This window comes from Variovorax sp. LG9.2, assembly GCF_035018885.1.
In the GTDB taxonomy this organism is placed as follows: Bacteria; Pseudomonadota; Gammaproteobacteria; order Burkholderiales; family Burkholderiaceae_C; genus Variovorax.
The window spans coordinates 15237-39983 of sequence record NZ_JASJXB010000016.1 but is presented as its reverse complement, the minus strand read 5'-3'; the positions used below and the strand labels follow the sequence as shown (position 1 = coordinate 39983).

Sequence of the window (24747 nt, the reverse complement as noted above, 5' to 3'; positions counted from 1 at the left end):
CATCTCCGCAGCCACATCTTCGGAGCTACTTGTCGGCCGTAGAAGCCGCGGCCACTCCCAACAAAGGCGACGTCAGCAACAGCGTTGCCGTCTTCTCGAGGTGTCTTGCAATCAGCTTTTGCGCACCGGACACATCGCGACGCAGCACCGCGTCGAACAGCGTCTTGTGTTCGCCCTGCACATCGCGCGCGACCACTGCCAGCGGCGCCGACAGCTGCCGATAACGTTCGCTCTGTTGATAGAGCAGTGTGTGCATGCGGCGCAGCCAGACGTTGGGGCAGCCGGCGATCATGGCGTGATGGAAGTTGGCGTGAGCCAATGTCCATTCGGCCGACAGATGCTGGCGGTCGTTCTGGTCCCGCTCATGCAGACGCGTCAATTGATGAAAGGCTGCGACGAGCGTGCTTTCCCAGTTCAGGTCGCCGTGCTTTATTGCATCGGCAATGCACAGCTTCTCTATCTCTACACGTGCCCGCACCAGCTGTGTGAGGTCTTCTTCCGACACCGCCGTCACGCGGTAGCCACGTTGCGGCTCCGACACCACCAGCGCATCGGCTTCGAGCATGGCCAGTGCTTCGCGCACCGCGCCGGCACTCACCGCGAGTTCAAGCGCCAACCCGGCGATGTTCAGCTTGGCACCCGGCAGCAGCCGACCCGAAAGGATGTCGGCGTGCATGCGCTCGTACACCAAACGGTTGTTCATCAACGGTTGCTTGCCGTTTGGGGCGGTGCTGGCGGCGAGTCTCATGAGCGTCGAAGAGGAGGCTACTGGGCGCGCCTCATTGCGGGAAAACCCCTGCAATGCGGGCGCGTGTATCGCTTGTGTATTGAGTGACTGAAAATATATGATAAGCCAACAAATGTACTGAGACAACCGAGAACTCCAACGAGACCACCATGGCCGCAGTCCACTCACTCGATCGCATCGTGTTCACCGTGCCCGACCTCGCGGCGGCCGAGCGCTTCTATGCCGCCTTCGGCCTTCGCACGGAAATGGCGGACGGAGAACTGGCGCTCTTCACAGACGGTAACCCGCACTGCTGGGCCGTGCTGCACGAGGTGCGCGGTCAGCCGAAGAAGCTGCAGTACCTGAGCTTCGGATGTTTCGAGCAGGACTTCGAGGCCATCGCGCAGAACGCCGAAATGCATCGACTCACGACCTGCGAGCCGCATCCGCTCTCGCGCATTGCAGGACTTTCTGGTGACTCGCAAGACGCGGCACAGAGCTTGTGGTTGCAGCATCCCGAAGGCTTTCCGGTGCAGATCAGGCCCGCGCCGAAAAGCTCGCCGACCCAGAAGAGCGTTGCATCGCGCGATCCGGTCGTGCCGGAGGGTCGCGGCGCAGCGCCCAACCGCGCCCGCGTTCCTCAGGTGCGGCCGCGGCGCCTGTCGCACGCGCTGTTTTTCTCCGGCGACGTCGCAGGTGCAGTGGCTTTCTACGAGCAGGCGCTGGGCCTGCGCGTGACCGATCGGTCGAGCGACGTGATCGTCTTCATGCACGGCGTCCATGGCAGCGACCACCATTTGCTCGCGCTCGCCAAGAGCGACGGACCCGGCTTGCACCACCTCAGCTGGGACGTTGCCAGTGTCGATCAGGTCGGCATGGGCATGGAGCAAATGCTCATCGCCGGTCACGAGCGCGGCTGGGGCGTGGGCCGCCACGTGCTCGGCTCCAACTACTTCTATTACGTGCGCGACCCGTGGGGCAGCTACTGCGAATACTCGTTCGACATCGACTTCGTGCCCTACGGATTCGACTGGCCGAGCGCCGACCATCCGCTCGAAGACTCGTTCTATGTCTGGGGTCCCCGCGTGCCAGAAGACTTCGTGAAGAACTATGAAACAACACCGCAGCACGCACCCGAAGTGACTGCGGACGAGATCACACCCTCCTGAATAGCTGAGAGAAAATTCCATGCGTTTCGTTTCGTTCCTTTCCGATGCCGGCACACCAGCCGCCACTGCCCATGTGGGTGTTCGCGTTGGCAATGATGTCGTCGATCTCACCGCCGATGGCTTGCCTGCCACGCTTGAAGAACTGCTTGCGCTGGGCGACGCCGGTATGGCGGCCGCGCGTGCCGCACTGGGCCGTGCAACCCGCAAGCTGCCTGCCGCCGGCCTCCGCTTCCTCGCGCCGTTTCGTGCACCGGCGAAGGCCATCGCGGTTGGCCTGAACTACGTCGACCATGCGGCCGAAAGCAAGTTCGATCCGCCGACCTATCCGGTGCTGTTCCATCGCTTTCCGAGTTCATGGGTCGGCCACGGCGAGTCGATCGTTCGGCCGCATGTGTCGGAACAGTTCGACTACGAAGGCGAACTGCTGGTGGTCATCGGCAAGGGCGGCCGCTACATCGACAAGGCCGATGCACTGAAGCACGTCGCCGGTTATTCGATCTTCAACGATGGGTCGTTGCGCGACTACCAGTTCAAGTCGGCGCAATGGATGATGGGCAAGAACTTCGATCGTTCGGGATCGATGGGCCCGGACTTCGTCACCGCCGACGAATTGCCCGAAGGCGCACGTGGCCTGAAGCTTCAGACCCGGCTCAACGGCAAGGTGGTGCAGGACGCCAACACGCGCGACATGATTTTCGACGTGGCCACGTTGGTTTCGGTGTGCTCCGAACCCTTCGCGCTGGAGCCGGGCGACGTCATCATTTCCGGCACGCCTTCCGGTGTGGGACTGGCGCGCAAGCCGCCGCTGTGGATGCGGGCGGGTGATGTGTGCGAGGTCGAAATCGAAGGCGTCGGGCTGCTGTCGAATGCGGTGGTCGACGAGCAGGCATAGACGCGCCACTGCAATTGGCAGTGAGACTGGCGCCGACGAGCGCGGACCCAAATACAAATACAGGAGACAAGAAAATGCAATTCGACCGCCGCACATTTCTCTCGGCCCTCGCGGCTCTGGGTGTTCCTGGCCTTGCTGGCATCACTGGCCCGGCGCATGCGCAAGCACCCACCGGTGCACCGATCAAGATCGGTGGCACGCTGGCACTCACCGGTCCGCTGTCGGCCACCGCCATGATCCACAAGCTCGTTGGCGAGATGTACATCGAGGAGCTGAATCGCCGGGGTGGCTTGCTTGGCCGGCCTGTGGAATGGGTGCTGAAAGACGACCAGTCCAAGCCCGATCTGGCGCGCACGCTGTACGAGCAGCTTGTCACCGCCGACAAGGTCGACTTGTTGATCGGGCCTTACGCCACGGGTTCGATTCTGTCGGCAATGGGCGTCGCGCAGCGCTACAACAAGACGTTGGTGCACCACACCTTCGGCGTGCCGAGCCTGGCCAAGTACGAGCAGCAATTTCCTGCGTGGGCGATGGGGCCGGACCCGCAGACGACGGTGCCTACCCTGGTGCTCGACGCGCTCGCTGCATCGCCCAAGCCTCCGAAGACCATCGCGATTTTGACAAGCAAGTTTCCGTCGGTGCAGTTCGTGTCTTACGGCGCGCGCGAGGTTGCGAAGAAGCGCGGCTTGCAAGAGGTACTTTTCCTCGAATGGGACTTCGGCAATCGCGATTTCGGGCCGATTGCAGGCCGCGTCAAGGAGGCCAATCCCGACTTCGTCTGGAACGGCGCGCTCGGGCTCGAAGGCAACCAGATGCTCGACGCGATGAAGAAGATCGACTACCACCCGCCAAGCCATTTCTATCTCTACCCAGCCCCCGGTCCGATGATGAAAGCCGCCGAAGGCAACGGCGCGCTCACCGTCACCATCTTCGAAGACCAGGCGCCGTTCACCAACAATCCGGTGGCCGCGGCGTTTGCCAGGAACTTTCGCGAGCGCGCGACCAAAGCCAATCTGCCCGACACCGGTGCCGAGACGCAGGCCGCGTCGTCCTATGCGGCGTGGCAGATCATCGAAGCCGGCGTGGTCGCGACCAAGTCGCTCGACGACAAGGCCATCGCGACCTGGATCAAGGGCAACCAGATCGACACCATCGAAGGCAAGTTGCGTTTCAACGAGCGCGGCAACTTCGGCGCCGATCTGTCGAAGCTGAAGCAGGTGCAGGACGGCCGCTGGGTCACCGTGTGGCCGGCCGACTGGGCGGCGGCGGGTATCAAGCTGCGCAACGCCTGAGATGGCGATGCCGAGTTTCACGCTGCTGACGCAAGCCATCGTCAGCGGCTTGTTCACAGGCGCGATCTACGGACTGCTCGGCCTGGGGTTGAGCCTGTCGTGGGGATTGCTGCGGCAAATCAACCTGGCGCATTTCGGCCTCGCCTTTGCCAGTGCGTATCTGACCTATGCGCTGAACGAGCACGGTGTCGATTCGCTCTTTGCGCTCCTCATCATGCCGCCGGTGTTCTTCGTCATCGGCGCGGCCATCCAATGGGTGATGGCGCGTTTCAAGGTGAGCCCGTTCAACTCGTTGCTCGTGACCTTTGGGCTGACCATCATTCTCGAAGCGCTGCTGCAGTGGATCTGGACCGCCGATTACCGTCGGCTCGAAACGCCCTATGGCGACATGAAGCTGCGACTCGGCGGTATCTACTTTCCATTGCCGGAGATGATCACGCTCGGGATCAGTGTCGCCGTCGCCGCTGCGGTGTGGCTGGTGTTCCGGCGCAGCGACATCGGCAAGGCGATTCGCGCGGCGGCTGAAGATGCGCCCATCGCGGTCGCCTTCGGCATCAATGAAAAAGCGCTCGCGCTAGGACTCGCGGGACTGAACGCTGCGTTGGCCTCGATCGCCGGCGTCTGCATCGCGCTGACGTACACGCTGGCGCCGTCGCAGATCTTCACGTGGGTCGGAGTGGTGTTCGCGGTAGTGATGCTCGGTGGCCTCGGCAGACCGTGGGGGCCGTTGATCGCAGGCTGCGCCATCGGCGTCGTCGAAGCGCTGACCATGGCCATCGCCGCGCCGGCATGGGCGCCGCTGGTGTCGTTCTCGCTGCTGCTCGTCATGTTGCTGACGCGGCCGGGGAGGGCGTGAGATGAAGCGCTCGTTGTTGGTTCTGCTGGCCGTGGTCACATGTCTTGCCGCACTGCCTTTCGTCGGGCTGCCGCGCTCGTGGGAATCGGTGCTGTACATGGTCTTCCACTGGATCGCACTGGCGACGTCGTGGAACCTGTTGTCGGGCTACTCGGGGTATTTCTCTTTCGGCCATGGCGCCTTCTTCGGCATTGGCATGTACACGACAGCGGTGCTTGCGACACGCTTCGATATTCCGTTTCTCTGGACACTTCCTGCCGCGGCGCTGGTGGCGGCGCTGTTCGGCAGCGTGCTCGGCGCGGTGGCGTTTCGGGTCAAGTCGGTGCGGGGTGAAGTCTTCGCGTTGCTGACGCTGGCCGCCACCTTCGTCGTTGCGACTGTCATCGTCAACACGCCCATCGACGGCGGGCCGGGCGTCTATCTCAACGGAGTGGCGGTGCCCGTGCTTGCGCCCACAGCGTCGGGCAGTTTCTACCTGCTGTCGTTGCTCGCGGCGGCCTTGGCGGCGCTCGCGGGCATCGTGGTTTTCTAGTCGCGCTTGGGCACCGGCCTCTTCGCGATCCGCGACGACGAAGACGTGGCCGAGGTCATGGGCGTGCCGACCTATCGCTACAAGCTGCTGGCGCTGGCGCTGTCGAGCGGGCTGGCCGGACTGGTCGGCGGCATCCACGCGCTGTTCGTTTCCTACGTGACGACGGCCGACACCTTCGGCATCACGCTGCCGCTCACGGTCGTGTTGATGGCGGTGCTCGGTGGATCGCGGCATTGGGCCGGCCCTGCGGTCGGCGCGGTGGCGATCACCGCGTTGCTCTTCGGCTTTACCTCGGCCGACAACGCGATTGCCGGCAAGGTGGTGCTGGGGCTGGTGCTGATCCTGGTAATCCTGTTCATGCCGCACGGCGTGCTGGGTTGCTGGACGAAGCGCAAGGCGCCGTTGCGGCCGGCGGTCATCGCGACAGCGAGGCCGCGATCGAGCTTCGCTGTGAACATAGCGTCGACGGATACGGCAAGCGACTTGTTGCTCAGCACGCGCGGCCTCGCGAAATCGTTCAACGGCGTGCAGGCACTGCGCGGCGTCGATGTCGACGTCCGGCGCGGAGAGATCCTCGGCTTGCTGGGGCCGAACGGTTCCGGTAAATCGACCTTCATCAACGTGGTGAGCGGGCATTACCTCGCCACTGCGGGGCAGGTGAAGTTCGACGAGCGTGAGGTCACCGGCATCGCAGCGCATCGCGTGGCACGCAGCGGCATCGCACGCACGTACCAGATACCGCGACCGTTCTCGAACCTGACCGTGCTCGAAAACGTCGCGCTCACCTCCATGTTCGGTGCCGAAGGATTGAGCCGACACGCCGCCGAAGCGCAAGCCTGGCAATGGCTTGCGTTCACCGGCTTGTCGGAGCGCGCCGGTGCCTTGCCCGACGAGCTCAACCTGCACCAGCGCAAGTTCCTGGAGTTCGCACGGGCGTTGGCGGCACGGCCTCAGTTACTGATGCTCGACGAGGTGTTGTCTGGCCTCACGCCATCCGAGATCGACGGTGCCGTGGCACTCATCGAACGCATTCGCGCCGAGGGCACGACGATCGTCTTCGTCGAGCATGTGATGCGCGCGGTGGCTGCGCTTTGCGACCGCATCGTCGTGTTCGATCGCGGCGCGGTGCTGGCGAGTGGCGCGTTCGCCGATGTCATGGCGCAACCCGATGTCGTGGTGGCGTACCTGGGCAAAGGCATCGACGCCGGCGGCGCAACGCGCGATGACAAACCCGACGCGCCACGGGGGGTGCTTCATGCTGCTTGAGATGAATTCGATCCGGGTCGCCTACGGTGCGGCGACCGCGCTGTGGGATGTGTCGCTCTCGGTCGCGGCCGGTGAGCTGCTTTGCGTGGTCGGCCCCAACAGCGCCGGCAAGAGCACGCTCATCAACACCATCGCCGGGCTCAACCGGCTGTCCGCCGGCTCGTACTTTCTGGATGGAAAGGATCTGTCGCGCATGCCGTCGCATCGCTTCTGCTCGGAAGGCATCGCGCTGGTGCCGGAGAGCCGTCGTCTGTTCGGGCAGATGACCGTGCGCGAGAACCTCGAACTCGGCAGCTATGCAGCGCATGCGAAGCCGTATCGGGCGCAGACGATGGAGCGCGTCTGCGCGTTGTTTCCGATGCTGGTGTCGCGGCTCGCGCAGCCCGCGGGTTCGCTGTCGGGCGGACAGCAGCAGATGGTGGCGATCGGCCGCGCGCTGATGGCGCGCCCGCGGTTGCTGCTGCTCGACGAGCCTTCGCTCGGGTTGGCGCCAAGCGTAGTGCACGACATGTTCGATGCCATCCGAACTATCCACGCCGAGGGCATGGCCGTGCTGCTGGTCGAGCAGAACGTCGGCATGGCATTGGCCGTGGCCGATCGCGGCGCCGTACTGGAAGAAGGACGCATCGTGGCCAGCGGAACGCCGACGGAGTTGGCGGGTCGACCCGAAATCCGGCGGGCCTATCTGGGCGCTGGCGCGGGCGGGGATGAGACCCGCTGAGGGGACAGAATCGAGGGATGCATTCATTCAGTTTTCAGACAGTGCGCGCCGTGCGCTTCGCCGCGATGGCATCGGTCATCGGTGTCTTCGCAGGCTGCGCCTCTGCTCCTCCGGCGCCGTCGTCTTCTTCAGCACCGGCAACGATTGCACTGACGCCGACACCAAAGCCTTCGCCGGACGACACCACGCTCGAACAAGGCTTCGCACGTTGGATTGCTGACTTCCGCGCCAGCGCCCGTTCCGCCGGCATCAGCGACGCCACGCTGCGCCTTGCCTTCGACAACGTGCACTACTTGCCGCGCGTCGTCGAGCTCGATGGCGCACAGCCCGAATTCACGCGCGCGGTGTGGGACTACCTCGACAACACCGTGACGGCACAACGCATTGCGACAGGGCTGGACAAGCTGACGCAGCTTCGTCGCGAAGCCGATGCAGCGGCCGCTCGCTATGGCGTGCCGCCCGCCATCGTGGTCGCGATCTGGGGCATGGAAAGTAATTTCGGCAGCAACTACGGCAGCACCCCGACCATCGATGCGCTGGCGACGCTCGGCTTCGAAGGTCGCCGCGAAGACTGGGCGCGCCGTGAATTGTTGGCGGCGCTGAAGATCCTCGACAACGGCGACATCGACCGCGATCACATGATCGGCTCCTGGGCCGGCGCCATGGGACAGACGCAATTCTTGCCGTCGAACTTTCTGGCCTACGCGGTGGATGCCGACGGTGATGGCCGCCGTGACATCTGGGGCAGCATGGCGGACGTGATGTCGTCGACCGCCAACTTCCTGTCGCGTTCGGGCTGGCAAGCCGGCAACCCATGGGGCGTCGAAGTGCAGCTGCCGACAGGCTTCGACTACGGGCGCGCCGACACGTCGGTCCGCCAGTCGAGTACGCAATGGGCCGCGGAAGGTGTGCGGTCGATGGACGGCCAGCCCTTGCCGACTATCGACGACAGCATGGTCTTGCTGCCTGCCGGTGCGCGCGGTCCGGCGTTCCTGGTGGGGCCCAACTTTCGCGCCATCCTTCGCTACAACAACTCGACCAGCTACGCGCTCGCAGTCGGCCTGCTGTCGCAGCGCCTCGCAGGCGGTGCGGGCGTGCAGGCGACATGGCCGCGCGATCTGCAGTCGCTCTCGCGCAGCCAGTTGGTCGCGATGCAGACCGCGTTGAACCAGCGCGCCTTTGCCAGCGGCACACCCGACGGGATGATGGGGCCAGCCACGCGGGATGGCTTGCGGCGCTACCAGCGGAGCATCGGGCTGCCGGCGGACGGGTATCCGACCATGGAGTTGTTGGGGCGCTTGCAGCAGCCCTGATTCCCCGGCGCAGTTCAGTCCGCGCCCCCTCTGGCCCAGTGCGAACTCGGCCAACCGCTGTTCGATCGCTCGGGTCTGCAGGTGCGTCCGATGAAGCTGGCGCAAGAAGTCGCCACTGTGATGCGTGATGCGCGATGCGCTGCAGCAACTGGAGTCGCTGCGAAAAGTGTCCGACTGCGACGCTCCAAGGCGTGGTGCAGCTGGGTGTCATCGAATCGATGCAGCCGGTCGTCTTGCCGAACACCATGCAGACCTTGCTGGAACGCTATCCGGGACTGGAGCTGCGACCGTCGCGCGGTCGCAGTTCAGCCCTGACGGCAGCGGTCAAGGCCGGGGAGCTCGATGCGGTGACAGGCACGCTGGCCGCCCGCTTCGTGAACACCCATGTGCGAGAGAAGCGCGGCCATCTCGAAATCGACAGCACGCCCGCCATCGTCGCCATGGTCAGCGCCGGCCTCGGCATCTCTGTCGTTCAGATCGCCGCCCCCGGCCTGTTGAACATGTACCCGGTGCGGATCGTCCGGCTCGGGCGCAACGCGCCGGTGCTGCAACTGTCCCTCGTCACGCGCCAGGCCGACGACGACAGCCGGCCGATGGCGGCGGTGCGCGATGCGATGCTGTCGGCGCTGATGAATGCTGAGCAGCGGCGCAGTCGTTAGGGGGTAGTGGTTTTCAACACGCCACTATGGACGCGGGTAACTCATTTCGAACGACTGCCTTTGTCGAACTCGCCCGGCCAGAGCGTCGAGTCTTGGAAGCTCAGGAGTCCAGGTGGCTGTCCCAAATCTGAACTGGACATATTCGAGTGCCGTCACGCTGGTGATCACGGAAAGATCTGGCACACCATTCGTGTATTCGGGCGGGTCTGCTTCCAGGCGTTGCAATCCATCGACAATCGAACGCCGCCGCCGCAGTCCCACAGGGGCGTTGTCGAAGTCCGCATCGGTAATCTTGCGACCGATCAGGGTGTGTACTGCAGCGTCGATGACGCCCATCGCAATGCCGGCGCGCGACAACACTGCTGTGATGTCGTGACCCAGTAACGACGGTTCTGGTTGTCGGTGTTCAAGCCACATGACAATGAGAAGGGACTCGGTCAACGACCTGCCTTCACTGGTGATGAGCGCGGGCACTCTGGCTGCGGTGTTGACCTCGAGCAACTGAGGCGCATCCGCCCATGGGTCGACGATATCGGCAGACAAGTCGCCAATTTCCTTTTCCGCCAGCGCAATGCGAGCGATGCGCGCATACGGCGACGTGGTGTTGAGAAGTAGGTGCATGTTGGGTCCCACGGTTGTCCGCGCACTGTAGGTTTCGGAGGCTGGCCGCAAGAAGCTGAATCTCGACAACCGGCCTTATCGAATATTCAGAGTCCGGGGAAACCCTTCGTGCAACCGCAAAGATGCAACCTGGCGATGTCATACTGCCGCCCCCACACGGAGTCGCCTTGCATGTTGCCCGACATTGATTCACTCGCGCTTTTCGTCAAGGCGGCCGAACTGCGCAGCCTGACGCGCGCAGCCGGTTCCTCGCACATGGGCCTGGCGGCCGCCAGCCGCAGAATCGTCTTGCTGGAGCACCGCCTCAAGACCACGCTTCTTGCACGTTCGCCCAAGGGTGTCGAACTCACCCCGGCCGGCGAAACACTGCTGGTCCATGCCAAGGCGATCCTGCTGCGGCTCAACCAGATGCAGGCCGACATGGACGACCACGGTGCCGGCCGTCGCGGGCAGCTGCGAATTCTGGCCAACACTTCGGCCATGGCGCAATACGTACCGGATGACTTGGCGCGCTTCACCCGGGCCAACCCTGACGTGAGGCTTATCGTCGAGGAGCGCTGGAGCGCCCTGATCGTTCTGGCGCTGCTGGCCGGCGAAGCGGATGTCGGCATCATCATGGAAGGCGCCCCGACGGATGGACTCGAAGTCTTCAAGTACCGGTCGGACCGACTCGCCATCGTCGTGCCGCAGGGCCATCCGCTGGCTGCTGCGGATACAGCGTCGTTCAGCGACGTGCTGGACTACGACCTGGTCGCGCTCGAAAGCGACTCGTCGATGATGCGACTGCTGTCAGAACACGCGATCAGCGTGGAGAAGGGACTGCGACTGAGCGTGCAGGTGCGGAGCTTCGAGGTCGTGTGCCGTGTCGTGCAGTCCAGCCTTGGCGTGGGTCTGCTTCCCTTTGACGCCGCCAGTGTGATCGGGCAGAGCATGGGACTCAGCGTACGGCCGTTGAGCGACGCGTGGGCCGTGCGGCAAATGCTGGCCTGCGTCAAGAAGGGCAGGCCGCGAAGCGCCTCGCTGAGTTGCATGCTCGAGGTGCTGACCTCGTCCGGCTAGCTGCTGCTGTCTCGACGGCTCGTGGTCTGCCGGTTTTGCAAAACGCGTTGCGCTTTCATGATCACAGGGCGGTCGACCATCTTGCCTTCCACTGCGACAGCGGCGCCGGCCGATCGCGCTATCGCTTCCATCACCTGCACCGCCCAGGCAATTTCGGCGGCGCTGGGCGAGAAGGCCTCGTTCACGATCGCCACCTGCAGCGGATGAATGCAGAGCTTGCCGGCAAAGCCAAAGCGCCTTGAACGTTCCGCGTCGGCTCGCAGGACGTCCATGTTGCCGATGTCTGCGGTGACGCCATCGAGCGGCGGCTGGAGGCCGGCGAGCCGTGATTCCAGGACCAGTCGGGACCGGAAGTAGTGCAGGGCGTCGTCATCGCCGGATATGCCCGTGTCGACCTGGAAATCGATGGTGCCGAAGGCCAGTCTTTCCACCCTCGGAGTACTTGCCAACTCAGCGAGATGCTGAAAGGCGCGCGCGCTCTCGACGATAGGAAGCAGACATTTTTCATGCAGCGTGCAAGCGTGCACCAGCGCGGCGTCGAGTTGCTCTGCCTTCGGCACCATCAGCCCCAGGACACCGGGGTGTTGCAGCAAGCAGAGGTCGTCTTCGTACCAGGAGGTGTCGACACTGTTGATGCGGACCAGAACGGGGTGCTCGGGCGACAGCCACGCCAGCACGGCCGCGCGAGCCTGCATCTTGCGGGTGGCGTCGACTGCATCTTCCAGGTCAAGGATCACGGCGTCGGCTGCACTGGTCCAGGCCTTGTCGAAACGGTCTGGTCGGTCACCGGGCACGAAGAGATAGGAACGCGACGCGGCGCGATCCGCGGGCGGAGTCGTCATGCCGCCGATCTTTTCATGGCCTGCGCGCATTTGGAATTCGACATTGTCGAAGGGGGTCTTCGACGCATTGGCTCAGTAATTTCCCTAATGTCGAATCTGGACAAGTCCCGCTTGATCAAATCCCGATGGCCGGACCGGCACTGTCTTCGCAAAATTAGTCTGGAAAGGACTGCACGATGACACGACCACTCGACGGCATTACGGTGATCTCTCTGGAACACGCCATTGCCGCGCCGTTCTGCACACGCCAACTGGCAGACCTCGGCGCGCGGGTCGTCAAGGTCGAGCGTCCGGGCGCCGGCGACTTTGCACGGGCCTACGACCAGCGTGTCGATGGCGAGGCCTCGCATTTCGTCTGGGTCAACCGCTCCAAGGAGAGTCTGACGCTGGACCTCAAGCAGCCGTCTGCGCTGGCCGTGTTGAGGGAACTGCTAAGCGGCGCTGACGTGTTGGTGCAGAACCTCGCGCCGGGCGCGGCGGCGCGCATGGGTCTGGATGCCCGAACGCTGCAGGCGCTGCATCCGAAGCTCATCGTGTGCGATATCTCTGGCTATGGGGAGGACGGACCCTACCGCGACAAGAAGGCGTACGACCTGCTGATTCAAAGTGAGGCCGGTTTCCTGTCGGTGACCGGTACAACGGACGAGCCCTGCAAGTCCGGCAATTCGATTGCCGACATTGCAGCCGGTATGTATGCCTACACCGGCATCCTCGCCGCGCTGATCCAGCGCGGCAAGACGGGCCGGGGTTCGCACATCGACGTGTCGATGCTCGAGTCCCTAGCCGAGTGGATGGGATTCCCGATGTACTACGCCTACGATGGCGCGCCACCGCCGCCACGCAGCGCGGCAGCGCACGCCACCATCTACCCGTACGGGCCGTTTCCGGCGGGCGACGGCGGCACGGTGATGCTGGGACTGCAGAACGAGCGTGAGTGGCGCCTCTTTTGCGAGAAGGTTCTGTTGACGTCGTCCCTGGCTGATGATCCACGCTTCGATGCGAACGCCAAACGCAATTCGAACCGGGAGGTGCTGCGCGACATCATCCACGCGACCTTTAATTCGCTGAGTACAGAACAAGTGTTGGAGCGCCTCGATGCCGCGCAGATCGCCAATGCACGAATGAACGACATGTCGCAACTCTGGGAACACCCGCAACTTAAAGCGCGCGATCGCTGGCGCAGCGTGGGCTCGCCTGCCGGCCCGATTCCGGCGCTGCTGCCGCCTGGAAGGCAGAGTGCCTTCGCCTATCGGATGGATGCGGTGCCTGCAGTCGGCGAACACACAGACGCCATCCTCCGCTCGATCGGCCGCAGCCCGGACGACATTGCGGCACTGCGCGCCGCCGTGGCGATCTGAACTTCCCACCCATTAGCCGCTGACCGCCTGAATATTTATGAATTCCTCATTCCATTCGATAGACGCTGCACTGTCGACCAATCCGTCCAACGGCGACGTGATCGGCCGCTATCCCTACGAGTCGATCGAGCACCTCGACCGATCCGTTGGTCTGTCCATGCAAGGGTTCAAGGCCTGGTCTGGCACGACGGTACAGACCCGGCTCGACATGCTGGCGCGCATGGCCGCGGTCCTGCGTCGCGACATCGAAGCGCTGGCCCGGATGGCCACCCGCGAAATGGGCAAGCCGATCGTGCAGGCGCGTGCGGAAGTCGAGAAATGCGCCGTGCTGTGCGACTGGTATGCCCAGAATGGCGCCGCGATTCTGGGCGACCAGTCCACCGCCATCGGTGAGCAGGCCTATGTGTCCTACCTGCCGCTGGGGCCGGTACTTGCGGTCATGCCCTGGAACTTTCCGTACTGGCAGGTTCTTCGAGGCGCTGTGCCGATCCTGCTCGGCGGCAACGCGTACGTGCTCAAGCACGCGCCCAATGTCATGGGGTGCGCCTATCTCGTCGAAGCCGCGTGGCTGGAGGCTGGCGTGCCGCCAGGCGCTTTCAGCGTGCTCAACATCACGCCGGAGCTCGTGGCCAAGGCCATTGTCGACCCGCGGATCGCCGCGGTCGCCGTCACCGGCAGCGTCCGGGCCGGCTCGGCCATTGCTGCCCAAGCCGGTGCCGCCCTTAAGAAAACCGTGCTGGAGCTCGGTGGCTCGGACCCTTTCATCGTGTTGGCCGACGCCGACCTCGAGTCGGCGGTCAAAGCCGCTGTCGTCGGCCGCTTTCAGAACACCGGACAAATTTGTATCGCAGCCAAGCGCATCATTCTTGAAGCGCCGATTGCGGCGGCGTTTACCGAACGATTCGTCCAAGCGGTGTCGGCCTTGCAGATCGGCGATCCGGCAGACGAGACAACCTACATTGGCCCGATGGCGCGGTACGACTTGCGCGACGAGCTCGACACGCAAGTCCAGCGCACCGTCGAGGCTGGCGCCGAGGTGCTGCTGGGTGCCAGCAAGATGGCGGGCAAAGGGAATTACTACGAGCCCACCGTGCTTGCGGGCGTGAGACCCGGCATGGTCGCATTCGATCAGGAGACCTTTGGGCCGGTCGCGGCGCTGACCGTAGCCGAGAGCGTCGACGATGCGATCGACCTGGCCAACAATAGCGAGTTCGGTCTGAGCGGCGCTCTCTGGACCCAAAACAAGGACCTGGCCCGGCAACTCGCCCGTCGGGTCGACACCGGTGGAATTTTCGTGAACGGCTTTTCAGCGTCGGACCCGCGCGTGCCGATCGGCGGCGTCAAGAAAAGCGGCTACGGGCGTGAGCTGTCCCACTATGGCGTTCACGAATTCATGAACGCACAGACCGTCTGGTTCGACAGGACTTGATCAGGGGGTCATGGCGTCCAACTGCTCCAGCATGCCAGGCTTGCGTCTGACCGGCGGAGCGTCTTTTTTATCTAAAACCAAGGACCACCTAAATGCAAAAAACTTTCACCAAACGCCTCGGCATTCTTCGCAAGAAGGAAAGCCTCTCGCACGACGAGTTCGTCAATCATTGGATGAACAAGCACGCTGCACTCTGCAAGATATTGCCCGGGCTGCGCCGTTACTCGGTCAATCTGGTGGATCGCGAACGTTTTCCCAAGTTTGGCTACGACGGATTCTCTGAGCTCTGGTTTGATTCGGAGGAGGCCATGGTTGCTGCGTTCGCGAGTCCCGAGGGTGTGACGCTGCTGGCTGACTTGCCTAATTTTGCGGGCGACATTGATCCGATCATTTCGGTCGAAACGCAGATCCTCTGGCCGTAAAGTTTTCAGAAGGGACTACACCGTGGCACAGATTCAAAACAAGATCGCGCTCATCACAGGTGCCGCGGGCGGCTTCGGTGAAGGCATTGCCCGCCTCTTCGCGGCGGAGGGCGCCCGCGTACTCATTGCCGATCTTGACGGCGACCGAGCAAGGCACGTTGCAGAGTCGATCGGCCCGTGTGCGCTGGCTGTCCGGTGCGACGTGTCAATTGCAGATGATATCAATGCAGCTGTTGACGCGTGCACGAGGGCGTTCGGCGTGCCGGACATCGTCGTCAACAATGCCGGAACTACGCATCGCAACCAGCCGATGCTGGAAGTCGACGAAGCAACTTTTGATCGCGTTTTCAACGTCAACGTCAAATCCATTTTTCATATGACGCGCGCAGTGGTGCCGCTGATGCGCCAGCGTCGCAGTGGCTCGATCATCAACATCGGCTCAACTGCTGGTTTGCGACCGCGGCCAGGATTGACTTGGTACAACGCGTCGAAGGGCGCCGTAAATCTGCTCTCGAAGTCCATGGCAGCCGAGCTTGGACCCGACAACATTCGAGTCAACGCAATTTGCCCGGTGATGGGTGCGACCGGCCTCATCGAGCAGTTCCTTGGTATGCCGGACACGCCTGAAAACCGCGCAAGAATTGTCGCGAGCATTCCACTGGGTCGGATGTCGACTCCCGAAGATGTGGCCAACGCGGCGCTCTGGCTCGCGAGCGACGCTTCTGCATTCATCACAGGCGTGGAATTGCCGGTCGACGGCGGACGAACGATCTAGGCGGTCGACTTTGACCGTTGCGATGGATGTTTGCACACGCGTTGCGCTGTTCGGGACGAAAGAGATTCCCGCGGACGCTATTGCGCTGCAGGCCGGGCCACTCTCACTGCGATTGCAGGGAACAAAACTGCTAGCTCTGCGTGCCGGTGGGCACGAGGTCTGGCATGGCGTTGCGTTTGTGTATCGGAGCGCCGGATGGGCTACGCCCGAATCCATCGTGGATGTCTGCAAAACGCGCATTGGCGTCAGCGATTTTTCGGTCGACATACAAGCCCACTTCGCCGTCGCGCCCAGGATCGACCTGCACATCCGCATTGAAGGAGATGTCTCGGGTCGAGTTCGCTATGAAGGCACCGCGGTCGCGCAGGAGGACATCGCGACGCAGCGTACCGGCCTATGCGTGATGCATCCGATGTCGGCGATGGGGCGCGCTGTAGAGATTGGCCACGACGATGGACGCACCAGCTTTTCGACGTTTCCACGACTGGTGCCGCCCTGGCCTCCGTTCATGCTGGTGAAATCCTTACGGCATGAGTTTGCAGACGGTGCATGGGCAAGCTGCCGACTGTTCGGAGAGAGCTTCGAATTCGAGGACCAGCGCAACAATGCGGACGCGTCGTTCAAGGTCTACGGCCGCTCCAATTCCATGCCTCGCCCCTATTGCTTGCGCGCTGGAGTCCCGTTGACGCAGCGGGTGGAACTCGAAGTTGGCCGTGTTCCGTTCCCCGCACAGGCTGTCGAAGGTCCGGCATTCGCTGTGGGCACTGCGCTGGATCGCTGCCCTGCAATTGGCATCGGTCTGGCGCCCGAGCAATTGGTCGAGGATGGTCAACTACTTGCCAAAGTCAAAGCACTGTCGCCGATACAGATTCACCTCGTGCTCGACAGTCCCCATGATGTGGTCGATTTCGACGTGCTTGAAAAATGTGTCGTCGCAAGCGGCAGACCCTTGCGACTCGACATCCGAGTGGTAACGGTTTCGAGTGCTGCGCGGATCATGTCGCTCGGTCGCTTGCTGCAGGAACGCGGAATCCATGCCGAAGCCGTTGCTGGGTTTCCGGCGACACATTCAATGGTCGCGGTTCTGCGCGATGCGTTTCCGGGCGCTGCGATTGGCGGCGGCACCCCGTATTTCTTTGCTCAATTCAATCGAGTTGAAAACCTTGGGCCAGTGAACTTCCTGAGCTTTACCGTCAGCGCGATCGTGCACGGAGCAGACGATCAGTCTCCGATGGATGGTCTGCAAAGCCTACCCTCGCTCATCGACACAGCGCGCACGCGTCATCCTGAAGTCGCCGTGAGGGTCGGGCCGAGCGGCATCGCGGCACCACGCAGCCCACTTGGAGATCAGCCTGCGTCGGATGGCACACGACGTATCGCATTGGCCCGTCGAGACCCACGCAGCGGCGCACTTTACGGGGCGGCCTGGATGATCGGGCACATCGGGACTCTGGCGCAGTGCGCCCTGCAGGCGGTGAGCGTGTGGGGCTTCGGCCCCGGGGAAGGTCTGTTCTTTGGCGACGACGCTTCGTCGGTGCAACTGACTCCGGCGGGATGGGTGCTACGCGAGATCCGTGGCGCCTCCAGCGTACTGCGTGTGCATGTTACCCACCCCGCTTCCAGCGCTGCTTTCGCCTTCGTGCGCCCCGGAGCTTCGATCGTCCTGATGGCGAACCTTTCCGAGACAGCACTTTGGATTCGAACGGAATCGCTGTCGGCCGGTGTACTGCATTTGCTCGACGCGCATGCATGGATCGAACACCACGAAGGACGCCACCCCGACCCTTGGCGGGCCGTCGCGTCGACCGAAGACTGTGTATGTCACTTGCCTGCATTTGCCGTTGCCCGGCTCGTGATTCCGAGTGCTTCGGAGCATGCGTTCAAGCGATAATCCTGGCCTGACGTCCGCGCGTTTTGACCCCTGTCTTTCACCTTCAATAAGACCGGACGCGAGGAGATCGCATGCTTCCCGATATTGACTCTCTGGCCCTGTTCGTTCGTGCGGCCGAGCTTCGCAGTCTGACCAAGGCTGCAGAAGCTTCCCATATCGGACTGGCCGCAGCCAGCCGTCGCATCGCGCTGCTGGAGCATCGATTTAAGACACCGTTGCTCGAGCGTTCATCCCGCGGTGTGGAGCTCACGCCAGCGGGTGCAGCCCTCTTGCCCTATGCCAAGCGAATGTTGATAGAGATCAACCAGATGCAGTCCGAGATGAGCGACCACGCTGTCGGTCGCAGGGGCGTGCTCCGAATCCTGGCAAACACCTCGGTGATCACCGAGTCGTTGCCTGAAGACCTCGCCGGCTTCGCCCTCGAAAACCCCGATGTTCGCCTCGTCCTTGAAGAACGCTGGAGTAGTGAGATCGTGAGGGCGCTGCTGGCTGCTGAGGGCGATGTGGGCATCATCGTCGAAGGTACCCGAACCGATGGTTTGGAAACCTTCGCGTACAGCTCCGATCGCATTGCGGTCGTCATGCCTGCCGGTCATCCGCTCGCACGTTTGGCTGACATGAAATTTGTCGACTTGCTTGACGAAGATCTGATCGCGCTCGAGAGCAGCTCATCGATGATGCACTTGCTGGCTGAGCAGGCGGTGATCGCAGAACGCACGCTCCAGTTGCGCGTCGAGGTCCGCAGTTTCGAGGCAGTCTGCCGCATGGTGCAGGCGGGACTGGGCATCGGCCTGCTGCCCTATCAGGCAGCGAGTGTGCTGGCGGGAGGCCTCGGCCTCACGGTGCGCCCCCTTGTCGAAGAATGGGCGGAGCGACGCATGCTGATCTGCGTCAAGAGCGATCGCGGGGCGAACAGTTCAATTACCAAACTGCTCGACTATCTGGCCCAAAGCCGCTCGGCTTGAGGTCCCTCCGCAAGCGCTCCGGTGGAAGCGCCCTCGACGACGATCAGTTTCGATAGCGCCGAGCGGTGGCGCAGCTGTTTCGCCGCTGCGTACTCCGGCGAGTCCGACCACGCACGAGCCTGGTCAACGCTGGGGAACTCGATGATCACCAGGCGCTTGGGCGACCAGTCTCCTTCCAGTGGGTCGACATGGCCGCCGCGCGCGAGAAAGCGGCCGCCATACAGTGCCACCGTCGCAGGCGAGAGCTTCTTGTACTCCTCGAATAGCGCGGGATCGGTGACGATCATGTCGTTGATGACGTAGGCAACCATTGGCGTGCGGTGCTCAGGCGGAGACCGATGCGACCTGCTTGACCGCGCTGCTCTGGCGGACCTCGATACCGAGCTGTTCCTCGCGGATTTTCATGAGCACCGCGGTGTCGCGGTCACCGAGCTTGCGTTCGATGGCCTGTTCCATGGTGCGCTGTGCGGCGCGGCCGACTTCCGCTCTGAAGCCTTGCTGCTCGGCCAGATCGCAGGCGAGCCGCACATCCTTGCAGGCAAGGCGCACCGCGAAGCCGGGACTGTCATCGCCGAGGAACGCCTTCTTGGGCATCGCAATTGCGAACTGCTGGTTCCATGCCATCGTGGTGCGCATGACTTCTTGCATCAGCTCGAGAGTCAGGCCGGCCTTGATGCCGATGGCCAGCGCTTCGGTGTTGGCGATCATGATCGTTGTGGCCAGCAAATTGTTGGTGATCTTCATGGCGTGACCGGTGCCGGGACCGCCGCAGAAGTAGGTGTCGGTGCCCATGCACTTGAGCACGGGCATGGCGTGGTCGATGGCCGCCTGGTTACCGCCAATCATCAGCGTCAGCGTGCCGGTGGCGGCATGTTCGCTGGTCTTGCCAACCGGCGAGTCGACCAGTTCGCGCCCGCTCGCGCGCAATGCATCACCCACGCGACGCGAGGTGGCCGGGTCGATGGTGCTCATCTCGATGACGATGCCGCCTTCGCGCAGACCTTCGGCCACGCCGTCCTTGCCGGTGACGCACTCTTCGACATGCTGTGGCTCGGGCAGCATGGTGATGACGATGTCGCTGGCTGCGCCGACTTCACGCGGATTGGCTGCAGCCTTGGCGCCGGCCTTCACCAGGCGCGCAATGGCGTCGGGGCTGCGGTCGTACACGGTCAGCTCGTGACCGCCTTTGATGATGTTCTCGGCCATTGGGGCGCCCATGACGCCCAGTCCGATGAATCCAACTTTCATTGCAATGCTCCTGGAGTAAAAAATGGAATAGCCGTGCCGGTTCAAGTCCGCTCGGCCCATTGGTTGATCTGCCACACCGGTTTGCCGCGCAGATCGGCCGTATCGGTGCGGCTGAACTCGCTCTCGCCAGGCTTCGCGCCCAGCTTGTCGTAGGCCTGTTTGATGAGCGGCGCGGTGCGTGCGAAGGCATCCTTGACCTGAGCCCACTGCAGGGGCTTCTGGATGACCTTGTTGTCGGCCATGAATTTGGAGGTCTCCAGCACGGCGCGGGCATCGTTTTCGGTCGGCCAGGCCCAGCCGCGTGAGAAGAGAACGTCGTCCTTGACCACCTTCGCGCCGTCGGTGGCGTCCAGCTTCCAGTACTCCTTGACCAGCTGGGACACGGCGCCGGCGTCCATCGCGCTCAGCGCCGTGACTGCATCCTGCTGAGCCAAAAGGAAGGCCACGACAGCCTGCGGGTGCTGCTCGATCAAGCCGTTGCGCCCGATCCAGAATGAGCGATGCAGATAGTAGCCGTCCGGGAAAAACGGCGACTTCTTTACGCTCGCGAGCTGCAGGCCAGCTCCTTTGCCGGCCGGACCGTCGTAGTAGTCCTCGGTGTAGCCGAAGGAATTGGCGATCGCCACCGTTCCGCCAGCCTGCGCGGCCAGGAACGCCGGGTAGATGGTGCAGGTGGCATCCACGCCGGTAGGAACCGAGGCTGCCTGCGCGTGCGTCGGCATGTTCACGAAGCGGATGCCTGTTTCCTTGATGTCGTCTGCGCCCAGCTCGATGCGCAGCATCTGGAAGAGGGCGCTTTGCGGGTCGCCGCCCAGCGACACGCCCACTGTCTTGCCCTTGAGATCCTGCAGGTTGCGAACCGGCGAACCCTTGCGGGTGGTGATCAGGAAACGCAGGTGGCCCTCACCCAGCACCAGCAGGCTGATCGGCAGGCCACTGGCCAGGCCGCGCGTGATCGGCGTGTTGCCCCACATGCCAATGTCGAGGTTGTTGCCGACCATCGCCTCGACCATCGGCAATGCCGTGGGGTACTCGCGCCAGTCCACCGTCAGGTCGTAGCCCTGCTCGGCGCCGCGCTTCTCAAGCAGCTTGTTGTTGATCATGTACTGCGTCATCGGCGAATTGCCCGCTGCCCAGGGGATGCGCCCGACCGATACCTTCAGCGGCCTGCGCGAGCCTTGTGCGCGCACGAAGGCCGGCATGGCCAGCGACGCTCCGGCGGCGACGGCGGCGCCGCCAAGGATCAGCTGGCGACGAGAAGCGAAAAGTTTGGTGTCGTTCATGGCGTGTCTCGTAGGGGTTTGAATTGTTGTGCCGCTCAGACCGCGGCCGGGGTCATGTTCTGCACGGTGGTGTCCACGCCGCCGATGGCGCGGTAGGCCTCTTCGCGAATCAGTGCCCAGATCTTCTCGACCAGCCGGCCATAGTCGGGGTCGCCCCGTACGTGTTCGTCACGCGGGCGCGGCAACGGAACATCGAGCACGGCCCGTACGCGGCCGGGATGGCTGCTCATCACCACAACCCGGTCTGCCAGGAATACCGCTTCCTCGATGTCGTGGGTAATGAAGACCGCTGTCTTGCGCTGTTCGCGCGGCGCGGTCTGGCCCCAGATACGCAGCAGCTCGATCTGCAAGATCAGTCGAGTCTGCGCATCGAGGGCGCCCAACGGCTCGTCCATTAAAAGCACGTCGGGACCGTTGGCCAGCAAGCGGGCGAGCGCGACGCGCTGTCGCATGCCGCCCGAGAGCTGGTGCGGATACTTCTTCTCTGATCCGTTCAGACCGACCAGCTCGATGAAGTGGCGGACGCGCTCGGCACGCGCCGCCGCGTTGAGCCCGGCGCCCGGCGTGCCGTGGTGGAGGCCGAACCCGACATTCTGTTGCACCGTCTGCCAGGGCATCAGCGCGTAGTCCTGGAACATCACACCACGGTCCGCACCTGGGCCGGTGATGGGCACGCCGTCCTTTTCAATAACGCCCGCCGTCGCTTTGTCCAGACCCGCGATCATGTTGAGCACGGTCGATTTGCCGCATCCCGAGGGCCCGACGATGCAGATGAATTCACCCGTCTGGATGTCCAGCGTCACGTCGGCCACGGCCAATGTCGTCTGCTGGGTGCGCGGTGCGAAAAAGCTTTTGCTGACGCCTGCGAGCCGCAGCTTGCTGGTGGCGGGAAGTGGGGTGTTCATGTCAGTGTTTCCAGGGAATGAGTCGCGACTCGGCGGCACGAAAGATTCGATCGATCAGTAGCGCCACCAAGCCCACCGCGATCATGCAAACGACGATCGCGTTGAGGTCGATGCTGTAGGCATAGAAGACGAACATCATCTGGCCGATGCCGCCGGAGCCGCCACCGCCCGACTTGGCGCCGACCGCCAGTTCAGCCGCGATGATCGCGGTCCACGCAACGCCCATCGCCAGGCGCGATCCCAGCAACACGCTGGGCAGCGCACCGGGCAGGATCACCCGGAGCAACGTGGACAAGCGCGATACCCCCATCGTCTGCGCTGCAAGCACCAGCTTGCGGTCGATCCGGTTGACTCCGTGCACTGTGTTGACCAGGACTGGAAAGAACGACGCATACGCGACGATGGCAAGCGCGGAGGGCGTCCCCGTGCCGAACCAGAGAATGGCGATCGGCAGGATGGCCATGGGGGCGATCGGTCGGAAGCTTTCGAAAATCGGGTCGAGGTTTTCGCGGACCGATCGGCTGGATCCCATCAGAAGACCGATCGCCACGCCGAGCACCAGCGCAACTGAAAATCCTGCCAGCACTCGGCCGAGGCTTTGCACCAAGGCATCGAGCAAGCCGCCGTGGGTGACCAGTTCGACAGCGGTATGCACCACTCGCAATGGCATGGGAGCCGGGCTATTGGAAGGCAAATTGAGAGTCCAGAGTTGCCATGCAATTAGCAGCGCCAGCGGCAGGGCGCCAGCGCGCAGCACGCGCGCCAGGCGGTCCCTGGAAACAAGGGTGGCAGTGGTCATTTCAGTTCGGTCCCTTCGATCCAGGGGGTCAACACGCGCTGCAACCGGCGCAGACCCAGGTCGCAGAGGTAGCCCACCAAGCCGATCACCATGATGAAAGCGAAGACCTTGGGCGTCATGAGCAACTGGCGGTACCAATCGATGGCGAAGCCGAGTCCGCTGGGCGAGCCAATGAGCTCGGCCGCGACGATCGCAGCCCACGACGCGGCGAAGGCCAGCCGCACGCCGACCACCACGCTGGGCAGCGCCGCTGGCACCAGCACCTTCGTGAGCAGGGCGCGGCGGTTGATGCCCATCGTGTCGGCCGCAGCAATGAGCTTGCGATCTATTTGCTGCACACCGGCCACCGTGTTCAACAGGATCGGGAAGAAACCGACATACACCATGATGAACACGGGCAGTGTGTTGCCCACGCCAAAGATGAAAAGCGCCAGCGGCAGCCAGGCGATGCCAGAAATCGGACGCAGCATCTCGACCAGCGGGTCGACGTAGGCTTCCGCGGCAGGGCTGCGGCCCATCCAGAATCCGAGCGGAATGGCCAGCGCCATCGACACGCAGAGCGCGATCACCAGCCGCGAGGTGCTGACGAGTGCATGGTCGAAGAGCTCGCCGTCGCTGCCCAGCTCGATCAGCGCCTGCAGCACTGCGCCGGGCGTGGGCAGTTGCAGCGGATTGCCGTTCCATGCCGCCGCGATCCACCACAGCAGCACGAACACTGCGAAGGCGCGCATCACGACAAACCAGCGCTGTCGACCCAGCAGGCGCAACACGCCGCCCGACGGTGCGCCGAAAGGCATAAGCGGCAGGGGCGTTGCGGCAGGCATTTTCTGTGGGTTCACGGAGGTCTTCATACGAGGCCCGGCTTCAACGCGTGACGGCCAGGAACCCACCGTCGATGTAGAGCGTGTGACCGTTGATGTAAGCGCCGGCGTCCGATGCCAGCAGCAGCGCTGCGCCGCAGATGTCCTCGGGGCGGCCCCAGCGCTTGGTGGGCGTCCAGTCGCTCACGAAGGCATTGAATTCCTTGTCGTTGGCCTGGCTGAAGGGCGTGATGGTGTAGCCGGGTGCCAGCGCGTTGACCGTGATGCCGGTCCCGGCCAAATCGGCTGCCAGCGCACGCGTGAAACCCGAGACGCCTGCCTTTGCCGCGACGTAGGGGACCAGGTTGGGTCGTGCCACCTGATTCATGATCGAGCCCATGTTGATGATGCGTCCCGAGCCCTGTTTCACCATCAGGCGCGCGGCTTGTTGCGCCACCAGAAAGCAAGCGGTGAGATCGGTATCGATGACCTTCTGCCACTCCTCGGGCGTCAGGTCCAGGAAGTGCGTGCGCACGATCACGCCGGCATTGTTGACCGCGATGTCGATGCGACCGCACAGCGCGATCGCCTGCTCGAAAGCCTGGGTCACCGCCTGCGGGCGGGTCACGTCGAACACCAGGCCGTGTGCATCGCAACCGGCCTCGCGGAATTCACGCACACGCTCGTGCACTGTGTCGCTGGCGTCGGCCAGGATCAGCCGTGCGCCGGCTGCAGCGAAGCCGCTGGCCAGGCCGAGCGCGATACCGCCAGCACCGCCGGTGATGAGCGCTACCTTGTCTTTAAGTGAAAAGAGCGACGCGGGCGCAAGGCCGTTGTAGAGGTGGGTGCCGGCCGAGGCCGCGCCGGGAATGGGTGTAGCAATGCTCATGGGGGCGCGCTTTCTATCGGTCGTCTCCGTTGGA

General features: G+C 63.4%; 25 protein-coding genes and 1 pseudogene. 16 read left to right on the top strand and 10 right to left on the bottom strand.

The annotated features are described in order from the left end of the window. Window positions 1-25 precede the first annotated feature (25 nt). Window positions 26-703 (bottom strand): GntR family transcriptional regulator, encoded by a 678-nt coding sequence (locus QN413_RS16845; RefSeq protein WP_323497730.1) that lies wholly within the window; start codon window positions 701-703, stop codon window positions 26-28. A 194-nt stretch (window positions 704-897) separates the two neighbouring features. Here QN413_RS16845 and QN413_RS16840 point away from each other — a divergent pair, with 194 nt between their 5' ends. From QN413_RS16840 to QN413_RS16800, 9 genes and pseudogenes are all read left to right on the top strand, one after another. Next, the gene (locus QN413_RS16840) at window positions 898-1896 is read left to right on the top strand and encodes a VOC family protein (RefSeq protein WP_323497729.1); all 999 of its coding nucleotides are present in this window, start codon (window positions 898-900) and stop codon (window positions 1894-1896) included. A 19-nt stretch (window positions 1897-1915) separates the two neighbouring features. Further along, the gene (locus QN413_RS16835; RefSeq protein WP_323497728.1) at window positions 1916-2788 is read left to right on the top strand and encodes a fumarylacetoacetate hydrolase family protein; all 873 of its coding nucleotides are present in this window, start codon (window positions 1916-1918) and stop codon (window positions 2786-2788) included. A gap of 74 nt (window positions 2789-2862) precedes the next feature. Then, window positions 2863-4080, top strand: coding sequence for an amino acid ABC transporter substrate-binding protein (locus QN413_RS16830; RefSeq protein ID WP_187051745.1), 1218 nt, complete (start codon window positions 2863-2865; stop codon window positions 4078-4080). Between the two features lie 7 nt (window positions 4081-4087). Then, the gene (locus QN413_RS16825; protein WP_323497727.1) at window positions 4088-4936 is read left to right on the top strand and encodes a branched-chain amino acid ABC transporter permease; all 849 of its coding nucleotides are present in this window, start codon (window positions 4088-4090) and stop codon (window positions 4934-4936) included. 1 nt (window position 4937) lies between these two features. After that, window positions 4938-5804: pseudogene (locus tag QN413_RS16820) on the top strand (branched-chain amino acid ABC transporter permease); the annotation flags it as partial. Window positions 5805-5825: 21 nt separating this feature from the next. Beyond that, window positions 5826-6734, top strand: a complete 909-nt coding sequence (locus QN413_RS16815) for an ABC transporter ATP-binding protein (protein ID WP_323497789.1) — start codon at window positions 5826-5828, stop codon at window positions 6732-6734. A 1-nt stretch (window position 6735) separates the two neighbouring features. Next, complete coding sequence (locus QN413_RS16810) at window positions 6736-7455, top strand: ABC transporter ATP-binding protein (RefSeq protein ID WP_323497726.1); 720 nt, start codon at window positions 6736-6738, stop codon at window positions 7453-7455. Window positions 7456-7472: 17 nt separating this feature from the next. Further along, the gene (locus QN413_RS16805; RefSeq protein ID WP_416352197.1) at window positions 7473-8768 is read left to right on the top strand and encodes a lytic murein transglycosylase; all 1296 of its coding nucleotides are present in this window, start codon (window positions 7473-7475) and stop codon (window positions 8766-8768) included. Between the two features lie 191 nt (window positions 8769-8959). Next, complete coding sequence (locus tag QN413_RS16800; protein ID WP_323497725.1) at window positions 8960-9427, top strand: LysR substrate-binding domain-containing protein; 468 nt, start codon at window positions 8960-8962, stop codon at window positions 9425-9427. Window positions 9428-9451: 24 nt separating this feature from the next. Here the strand turns inward: QN413_RS16800 and QN413_RS16795 are convergent, their stop codons facing one another. Continuing rightward, entirely contained in the window at window positions 9452-10048 is a 597-nt protein-coding gene (locus tag QN413_RS16795) for a glutathione S-transferase N-terminal domain-containing protein (RefSeq protein ID WP_323497724.1), read from the bottom strand. A gap of 171 nt (window positions 10049-10219) precedes the next feature. On the opposite strand from QN413_RS16795, the gene QN413_RS16790 reads away from it, so the two are divergent. Beyond that, window positions 10220-11107: a LysR family transcriptional regulator gene (locus tag QN413_RS16790; RefSeq protein ID WP_323497723.1), complete on the top strand. Its 888-nt coding sequence runs from the start codon at window positions 10220-10222 to the stop codon at window positions 11105-11107. Here QN413_RS16790 and QN413_RS16785 read toward each other — a convergent pair. Beyond that, window positions 11104-11949 (bottom strand): CoA ester lyase, encoded by an 846-nt coding sequence (locus tag QN413_RS16785; protein WP_323497722.1) that lies wholly within the window; start codon window positions 11947-11949, stop codon window positions 11104-11106. The genes QN413_RS16790 and QN413_RS16785 overlap by 4 nt on opposite strands. Before the next feature lie 176 nt (window positions 11950-12125). On the opposite strand from QN413_RS16785, the gene QN413_RS16780 reads away from it, so the two are divergent. The 6 genes from QN413_RS16780 to QN413_RS16755 all read left to right on the top strand — a co-directional run bounded on the left by QN413_RS16780 (window position 12126) and on the right by QN413_RS16755 (window position 18789). After that, entirely contained in the window at window positions 12126-13307 is a 1182-nt protein-coding gene (locus QN413_RS16780; protein ID WP_323497721.1) for a CaiB/BaiF CoA-transferase family protein, read from the top strand. Between the two features lie 37 nt (window positions 13308-13344). Further along, window positions 13345-14736: an NAD-dependent succinate-semialdehyde dehydrogenase gene (locus QN413_RS16775; RefSeq protein WP_323497720.1), complete on the top strand. Its 1392-nt coding sequence runs from the start codon at window positions 13345-13347 to the stop codon at window positions 14734-14736. Window positions 14737-14828: 92 nt separating this feature from the next. Further along, window positions 14829-15158 (top strand): EthD family reductase, encoded by a 330-nt coding sequence (locus QN413_RS16770; protein ID WP_323497719.1) that lies wholly within the window; start codon window positions 14829-14831, stop codon window positions 15156-15158. A 22-nt stretch (window positions 15159-15180) separates the two neighbouring features. Further along, window positions 15181-15933, top strand: coding sequence for a glucose 1-dehydrogenase (locus QN413_RS16765; RefSeq protein ID WP_323497787.1), 753 nt, complete (start codon window positions 15181-15183; stop codon window positions 15931-15933). A gap of 10 nt (window positions 15934-15943) precedes the next feature. Further along, window positions 15944-17824: a hypothetical protein gene (locus QN413_RS16760; protein WP_323497718.1), complete on the top strand. Its 1881-nt coding sequence runs from the start codon at window positions 15944-15946 to the stop codon at window positions 17822-17824. 71 nt (window positions 17825-17895) lie between these two features. Continuing rightward, window positions 17896-18789: a LysR family transcriptional regulator gene (locus QN413_RS16755; RefSeq protein ID WP_323497717.1), complete on the top strand. Its 894-nt coding sequence runs from the start codon at window positions 17896-17898 to the stop codon at window positions 18787-18789. On the opposite strand, the gene QN413_RS16750 is transcribed toward QN413_RS16755, so the two are convergent. The 7 genes from QN413_RS16750 to QN413_RS16720 are packed head-to-tail and all read right to left on the bottom strand — an operon-like array spanning window position 18762 to window position 24713. Further along, entirely contained in the window at window positions 18762-19100 is a 339-nt protein-coding gene (locus tag QN413_RS16750) for a DUF1330 domain-containing protein (protein WP_323497715.1), read from the bottom strand. The genes QN413_RS16755 and QN413_RS16750 overlap by 28 nt on opposite strands. Window positions 19101-19113: 13 nt before the next feature. Next, window positions 19114-20037 carry an NAD(P)-dependent oxidoreductase gene (locus tag QN413_RS16745; RefSeq protein ID WP_323497714.1) on the bottom strand — a complete coding sequence of 308 codons (924 nt, stop codon included), beginning with the start codon at window positions 20035-20037 and terminating at the stop codon, window positions 19114-19116. 41 nt (window positions 20038-20078) lie between these two features. After that, on the bottom strand, window positions 20079-21320 hold the full coding sequence (locus QN413_RS16740; RefSeq protein WP_323497713.1) for an ABC transporter substrate-binding protein: 1242 nt from the start codon (window positions 21318-21320) through the stop codon (window positions 20079-20081). A gap of 35 nt (window positions 21321-21355) precedes the next feature. After that, window positions 21356-22225: an ABC transporter ATP-binding protein gene (locus tag QN413_RS16735; RefSeq protein ID WP_323497712.1), complete on the bottom strand. Its 870-nt coding sequence runs from the start codon at window positions 22223-22225 to the stop codon at window positions 21356-21358. A 1-nt stretch (window position 22226) separates the two neighbouring features. After that, a complete protein-coding gene (locus QN413_RS16730) occupies window positions 22227-23024 on the bottom strand; it encodes an ABC transporter permease (RefSeq protein ID WP_323497711.1) in 798 nt (265 codons plus the stop codon). Then, complete coding sequence (locus tag QN413_RS16725) at window positions 23021-23863, bottom strand: ABC transporter permease (protein ID WP_323497710.1); 843 nt, start codon at window positions 23861-23863, stop codon at window positions 23021-23023. Before QN413_RS16725 ends, QN413_RS16730 begins: the two co-directional genes overlap by 4 nt. A 25-nt stretch (window positions 23864-23888) precedes the next feature. Next, entirely contained in the window at window positions 23889-24713 is an 825-nt protein-coding gene (locus tag QN413_RS16720; RefSeq protein ID WP_323497709.1) for an SDR family NAD(P)-dependent oxidoreductase, read from the bottom strand. Window positions 24714-24747 lie beyond the last annotated feature (34 nt).